This is a genomic window from Nostoc sp. UIC 10630 (genome assembly GCF_010747425.1).
Classification (GTDB): Bacteria; Cyanobacteriota; Cyanobacteriia; order Cyanobacteriales; family Nostocaceae; genus Nostoc.
The window spans coordinates 1-6,975 of record NZ_JAAGOG010000310.1 but is presented as its reverse complement, the minus strand read 5'-3'; the positions used below and the strand labels follow the sequence as shown (position 1 = coordinate 6,975).

Sequence of the window (6,975 nt, the reverse complement as noted above, 5' to 3'; positions counted from 1 at the left end):
GCTCAAATATTACTACTTGATTTATTCAGTTACTCAAAAAGCGGTATCCTCAATCAGAATCAGAAAATCATAGTCAAGAAAAAAGTCTCTATGATAAATTTTATGAAATTGGATTAATTGGTTGTTGTTCTGTTGACAAAAATTTATCAACAACCTACAAAGAAATTTTATCTAATACATTAGATAATAAATATGCTCATCGTTATTCTGGTATATCACTATTCAGAATAAACCTATCAAGTTCTTGAATCATCGCTGTTAATCTTATAGCCTCAGTAAATTATAATGTACTTAAGATTTTACATAAGGATGGAACCATGACTAACATTCAAAAGATGGTTCGCTTAAACTTAGATTTGTCACCTGAACTAAACCAGATACTAGACGAACTAGCAAATAAAACAGGTACAAATAAAAGTGATGTTCTGCGTCAGGCTATAACCTTGATGCAAATTATGGTTATAGCTAAAGAGGAAACCAAAAAATTAGGAGTTCCAGAAGCAAATCAATTGATAGTGAATGAAATTATCCTCTCATCTGAACAGCAGCCAAAACCTCATCCACTAGACACATTTATGAAAAGGCTCGGCCCTTGGGAAGATGAACGTACTGCTGAGGAAATAGTCAAAGATATTTATGATAGCCGGACTATTTATAACAATGACATTAGTCTATGATTTACTTACTAGATACCGATACTTGTAGTTATTGGATTAAAGATATTAATTCAGTCAGAACTAAAGTTAGAGAAATAGAATGGGAGCAAATTTGTATTTGTAGCATCACAGTTGCTGAGTTGTATTTTGGTGCTTATAATTCTCAACGAGTAGTGGAAAATTTAACTCGTGCAGAAGAATTTATTCAAAACTTACTCGTTCTACCTCTAACTAATCCTGCTCTGAGAAAGTATGGTGAATTAAAGGCAGAACTCCGTAGAATAGGACAAATAATTGCTGAATTTGATTTATTAATTGCTAGTGTTGCACTTGCAGAAGATTACCCTTTAGTCACAAACAATACTCGTCACTACGAACGCATCAATGGATTAAAATTGGAAAACTGGATTCTGCCTTAAAAACTTAGCAAAAGTAGGCATATTAACTATGACTCCACAAACCCTAGATAAAATCACCAGCCTCCAAGAACAGAGATTTCTTTTACCTGGACATTACACTTGGGAAGAATTTGAGGAACTTGAAGCCTTAACAGCAGATGCGCCAGGTTTGCGGATATCTTATCTTGATGGGTGTGTAGAATTTATGACTCTTGGTGAACAACATGAGATACTAAAAAAAGTAATCGCTATATTGCTGGAAGCTTACTTTTTTGACAAAGGTATAAATTTTATCCCTGTAGGTAGTGCTACTCGTCGCGCGAAAGAAAAAGGAGCTTCCTTTGAACCTGATGAATCTTATTATATAGGGCAGAAAAAAGAAAATCCTGATTTAGCGATTGAAGTAAATATTACCAGTGGCAGCATAGATAAATTAGAAAAATATAAGCGTTTTAACATTAATGAAGTCTGGTTTTGGGAAAATAATCAGTTATCTGTATATCACCTCAATAATGATAACTATGAGCAAGTTACTCAAAGTCAATTACTACCAGAACTAGATATAAATTTGTTAGAACGTTGCGTTTTAATGCCTTCAATAATTGAGGCAAGGATAGAGTTTCTCAAAGAAATCCGACAGTAATATTTTAATTATTTGTGTCTAAATAGCATGACAGATAGAACAGATTTATCAAAAATCATTGCCAGTACAGACGACAATCCACTAATTTTATCACCTGAAAATTTGCAGTCACAAGAAAATGTAGAACTTGAGCGAAAGCTGAAAGAACTTAAATTTAAACAAGAACTAAGAAAAGATTGGATTTTATTTATTGTCAGGGATGTAGTAATTTTTCCTGCGGCTATCCTTTTTATTTTTGCTGCCAGTGGTTATTCCCTATTTCTTCATATTCATGGGTAACTTACTCTGACTACAATTTTTAATCAACCGCAGAGGCACAGAGTACACGGAGAAAAGAGAATTTTTTTACCTTAAACAAGGGGTAAAATCCCCTTGTTTTAATAGTTCGCCACGCTTTTGATGATTTTATTTTTCTGGCGGCAAATCTACACTGTAAACAGTTTCCCCAGCCAAGTTACGCAATGTTACAGTCATCACCTTTGTATAAGCATCAATTTTGACTCCTCCAAAGAATTGCAAACCTTCACTTGGAGGACGATTTGCTTTTGTACCTGGAGGAAGACTTTGAAATATTAATTGGGGGCCAAAGGTATTTTCTAGTTGATTTGGCCCAAATGTGCCAGAGTTCAGAGGTCCGGCAACAAACTCCCAAAAAGGCTTAAAGTCTGTAAACTGTGCTTTGCTGGGGTCATAATAGTGGGCTGCTGCATAATGTACATCAGCAGTTAACCAAACAACATTCTGGATATTCTTATTTTTGATAAATCGGAGTAAATCTGCAAGTTCCAGTTCTCTTCCTAAAGCCGGGCCATCTCCGTTAGCCCAAGCTTCAAAGTTTGTGCTACCATCTCTAACTATCAATCCCAGAGGCATATCACTAGCAATCACTTTCCATGTTGCTTTTGATGACAGCAATTGCCTTTTTAACCATTGTATTTGTGTTCTACCCGTAAATTCTGTGTCTTTACTGGGTACTGGCTGATTATTAGGGCTATTCGGCCCCCGATAGGTACGCTCATCCAGCATGAAAATATCTAATAATGGGCCATGCTTAAAGGAGCGATAAATTCTCGTTTTGTCTGGCTCATTATTTGTATACCCAATAGGCAGGTATTCCAAAAATGCTTGCCTTGCTCTTTGAGCTAGCAAGTTAACATCTTTAACTGTATAACGGTCATCATTGAGGATAATTTGTCCAGGATACCAATTGTTTCTTGTTTCGTGGTCGTCCCACTGTGCCAATATCGGAACTTCAGCGTTGAAACGCTTGATGTTTTCATCCAACAAATTGTAAATATAGTTGCCACGAAATTCTGTAAGAGTTTCTGCTACTTTTGATTTTTCTGGTGTGGTAATGTTTTTCCAGATTGTGCCGTCGTCTAGCTTCACTTCTGATTGAATGGGGCCATCGGCATAAATATTATCGCCAGAGTGAATGAAAAAGTCAGGATTAAGTTGACGCATGGTTTCGTAAATTTTCATCCCACCAAAATCAGGATTAATTCCCCATCCCTGACCGGCGGTGTCGCCACCCCAAACAAAGAATATATCTCGCCCAAATTTGGGGGGAGTTCGGAAAGAGCCTTTGACAGGAGCGCTGTAAGTGCCTTTATAATCTAAGTCTTGGAAGATTACCCGATAAAATAATTGTTGGTCTGGTGGCAGGTTTCTCAGATAAAGTCGTGCTGTAAAGTCGCTATTTTGTAAAGCATTGGGCCCGACAACTCGCTGCACATTTCTAAAAGATTCGCTGGTAGAGTATTCTACGATCATTTTGGCGGGGCGATCGCAACGACTCCAAATGACAATACTATCGTTAGAAATATCTCCGCTAGCTACGCCATAAGGTATAGCAGGACGCATTTTATCTGAGGTGATAATTCCAGGTGCTTCAGCAAAAACTTGTGATTTTGATGCCAAATTTGTGGATATAATTCCACCTGCCGTAATCGCTGAACGTAGCAAAAATTGGCGACGGTTTAGCTTCAATGGGTTATGAGATTCCATATTAAATAATGTCAATTTTAAAAAGTATTACAAAATAAGCTTTTACCACTTTTTTTATAATAAAAAGTAAAGGTTTAGTTATATAAGGGTTAATAAATTTTTTAATGTGTGTCTTAACATATAAAGCACCTGAGTCTACAACATTAGGTGGTACTCTTGTTGCTTGTGGTCTTGGTCGAATAATAAAAATAACGAGAAAATCAATAAAAAAGGTTAAATTCTAACCTTTGTATTAAGTGAATATTTTGATGTAATTTGCAGCTCAAAAGACGCTTGTAGCGCTTAACACATCGCTATAAAAATTGTGTGTTATTGCTTTAGACTAATGCACCCTAATTAAAATTTGTCTGAGAAATAGCCTTTAATGATAAGCCGCTAAATGTCTACGCTTTCATAAAAGTATTGGATTTGATGAGGTACTCTATATTCCCACATCTACACTGTAATTTTGGTTAGCAATCTGGGAAAAATAAGTTTATAACGATTGATGAATTTTGAAATTATAGAGACGGGTATTCATAATGTTGCCAGAAATATTACCTCAACAGTCAAGACATGAGAATATATCGACTATTCGTAGTACAACAAATACTGATGAGTCCAATTTGCGATTAGAGTCAACGTTGCAAGAATTACTCTCTTGGAAAGTTCATATTGAAATAGAGTGTCCAGGGAATGATTTAGTTACGCTCTTTAAGCAAGAGCCTTTATTACCAGGAATTATCCTCAATAATAATCAAGAGTATGTAGGGATGATTTCACGGCGGAAATTTTTTGAGTATATGAGTTCCCCCTACAGTTTGGCTTTATTTTCTACAAAACCGATTAAAATTCTTTACAAGTTTTTCCAGACAGAGATATTAGCCATTTCTGAGGATACGTCTATTGTTAAAGCAACTGAGATAACTTTGCAACGACCACCTCAAATTGCATACGAGCCAATTTTGATCAAAACCACGTGTGGAAAATATAAGCTAGTCGATTTTCATCAATTACTCTTAGCCTACTCCCAAATTCATGTATTAACACTCGTTCAGCTACAACAGGTGGAGGAACAATCTAGAGTTGCTAAAGCAGGCTTTCGCGATCTTCAAGAAAACTATACGCGGTTAATTCAGAATGAGAAAATGGCTGCATTAGGACAACTTGTTGCTGGTATTGCACACGAAATCAACAACCCTGTCAACTTTATTGCTGGGAACCTTGTTCACGCCATCGAATATAGTCAAAATCTGCTCAATATTATTAGATTGTACCAACAATCTTATCCTGAACCAGAAACGGAAATTAAAACTGCGATCGCACAAATTGAACTGGATTTTTTAACTACCGATCTCCCCCGTCTTCTCACTTCTATGCAGGTTGGTACCAAACGAATCGAGCAAATTATTCTTTCTTTACGAAATTTTTCTCGTCTTGATGAATCTGAAAAAAAATTAGTTGATATCCATGAAGGTATTGATAGTACGCTAATAATCTTACAAAGTCGTCTTCAAAATAACCAAATATGTGAAAACATCAACATAATTAAAGAATACGGCGATCTTCCCCAAGTGGAGTGCTACGCTGGGTTACTCAATCAGGTATTTATGAATATTTTGGTGAATGCTATTGATGCTATAGAAGAGTCATTTGTCATTAGTCATACCCTGCGGGAAGGCGTTCGCGCAGCGTCTCGTAGAGAAGCGCCTACGTCATTGGTAAGGGATAAAAAAGGAAAAATTTGTATTCGGACTCAACTCACTAATGACAATCAAGTAATTATTCGCATTTTCGATAATGGCCCAGGAATTCCAGAGAATTTGCAAAAGCAATTATTTGATCCCTTTTTTACTACTAAACCAGTTGGGAAAGGAACTGGATTAGGTTTATCTATTAGTTATCAAATTATTGTGGAAAAACACGGTGGTCATCTGCAATGTATATCAACTTTTGGCAAAGGGACTGAGTTTATTATTGAAATTCCGATTCACCTAAATTCTGAGCTTGTTTAGAAAAACAAACAATAACCAAAGAAGGGACATTCTTAGTCAGTTTTTCTTTATTTAAATATTGAATTCTAACTATAAGTCCCTGCTGTTTCACTTGTTACTGTAACAGGTTCTGACACGATATCATCTATCTTATTAAACTCTCCAGCCCGCCAGCTATCTGTTGTATCCTTGATAAAACTAGCAATAGGAATTGCAATTAACAAACCCAGCACCCCTCCTAACTTTGCCCCCAACAACAAAGAAATCACTACCCATACAGGATTTAAACCAGTTAAATTACCCAGAATTCGAGGTGCAACAAAATTAGAATTAACTTGGTCGATTGCAACGGCTATACCTAATACTTCAACTCCTAACCAAAAGTTTTGCAATGCCACCAAAAGGCTTACTATGGCAATACCGAATCCTGTACCAAAGGGGAAGAGAGAAAATAAACCAATCCCGATACCAAAAAGTAAAGCCAAGGGAACTCGCAGCGTCAAAAACGCCAGTGTAATTGTCACCCCCAATACGGCTCCCAATGTTGCTTGACCAATAAAGTAATTGTGGAAGTCTTCTCGCAGTAATTCCCGCAATCTTAACCCAATGTTATGGGGAAACCACTGAAATATTCCGTCCCAAAGACGTTCGCCATTTAATATTAGATAGACAGTTAGCACTACCGCCAGCAACACATTGAGAACAATACCAATGGTGTCAACGGCAAAACCAAGAATTCTACCAGTGAAAGACTGAAGTTGGTTAGATAATCGTTCCAGAACTTGGGTAAATAACCCGCTTAAATTAATGGGAAGCTGTTGCTGACTTAACGCCCAATCCTGGAAAGTTTGGAGTTGCTGAGTACCAGAATCAATCCAACTTGGCAAAATATTGGCTAGCTCAACGAGTTGTTGGATAATTAAGGGAACTAAGGTAATGCCTAAAGCTACTAAAATCACTAGAGTTAAAAGCAACACTCCTGCGATCGCAAGGTTACGTTTTACCCCTTGTTCTTGCAAAAACTGGATTGGATAGTTCAAGACAAATGCCAGTAGAATGGCGGCGGCAATAATACTAATCAATGGCTGAAAATACTGCACCACCTGGAGCAATAGCCAACCGTTGAGAATAATAATCGGAAATGCCAATCCTATAGTTAACCATCGCGGTAGTTTGTTTGCTGATTGCATTAGTGATGACTTGTGGAGTCATCACTATTGGAATCAGCAAACAAACTACCGCGATGGTTAAGTATAGGATTGGCGTTTCCGATTATTATTGTCAACGGTTGGCTATAG

General features: G+C 36.9%; 7 protein-coding genes. 5 read left to right on the top strand and 2 right to left on the bottom strand.

Going from position 1 to position 6,975, the window contains the following annotated elements; genetic code table 11:
• Positions 1-317 precede the first annotated feature (317 nt).
• From G1O98_RS35915 to G1O98_RS35900, 4 genes are read left to right on the top strand one after another with little or no spacing between them, the layout of a single operon-like run.
• Positions 318-677, top strand: a complete 360-nt coding sequence (locus G1O98_RS35915) for a ribbon-helix-helix domain-containing protein (RefSeq protein ID WP_163938911.1) — start codon at positions 318-320, stop codon at positions 675-677.
• A complete protein-coding gene (locus tag G1O98_RS35910; RefSeq protein WP_163938909.1) occupies positions 674-1,075 on the top strand; it encodes a type II toxin-antitoxin system VapC family toxin in 402 nt (133 codons plus the stop codon). Before G1O98_RS35915 ends, G1O98_RS35910 begins: the two co-directional genes overlap by 4 nt.
• A 28-nt stretch (positions 1,076-1,103) precedes the next feature.
• On the top strand, positions 1,104-1,697 hold the full coding sequence (locus G1O98_RS35905; protein ID WP_163938907.1) for a Uma2 family endonuclease: 594 nt from the start codon (positions 1,104-1,106) through the stop codon (positions 1,695-1,697).
• A gap of 27 nt (positions 1,698-1,724) precedes the next feature.
• Positions 1,725-1,976 (top strand): hypothetical protein, encoded by a 252-nt coding sequence (locus G1O98_RS35900; protein WP_163938905.1) that lies wholly within the window; start codon positions 1,725-1,727, stop codon positions 1,974-1,976.
• Positions 1,977-2,102: 126 nt separating this feature from the next.
• On the opposite strand, the gene G1O98_RS35895 is transcribed toward G1O98_RS35900, so the two are convergent.
• The gene (locus G1O98_RS35895; protein ID WP_163938903.1) at positions 2,103-3,704 is read right to left on the bottom strand and encodes an alkaline phosphatase; all 1,602 of its coding nucleotides are present in this window, start codon (positions 3,702-3,704) and stop codon (positions 2,103-2,105) included.
• A gap of 521 nt (positions 3,705-4,225) precedes the next feature.
• On the opposite strand from G1O98_RS35895, the gene G1O98_RS35890 reads away from it, so the two are divergent.
• Positions 4,226-5,698, top strand: a complete 1,473-nt coding sequence (locus G1O98_RS35890) for an ATP-binding protein (RefSeq protein WP_175586997.1) — start codon at positions 4,226-4,228, stop codon at positions 5,696-5,698.
• Positions 5,699-5,763: 65 nt separating this feature from the next.
• Here the strand turns inward: G1O98_RS35890 and G1O98_RS35885 are convergent, their stop codons facing one another.
• Positions 5,764-6,867, bottom strand: a complete 1,104-nt coding sequence (locus G1O98_RS35885; protein WP_163938901.1) for an AI-2E family transporter — start codon at positions 6,865-6,867, stop codon at positions 5,764-5,766.
• Between the last annotated feature and the right edge of the window lie 108 nt (positions 6,868-6,975).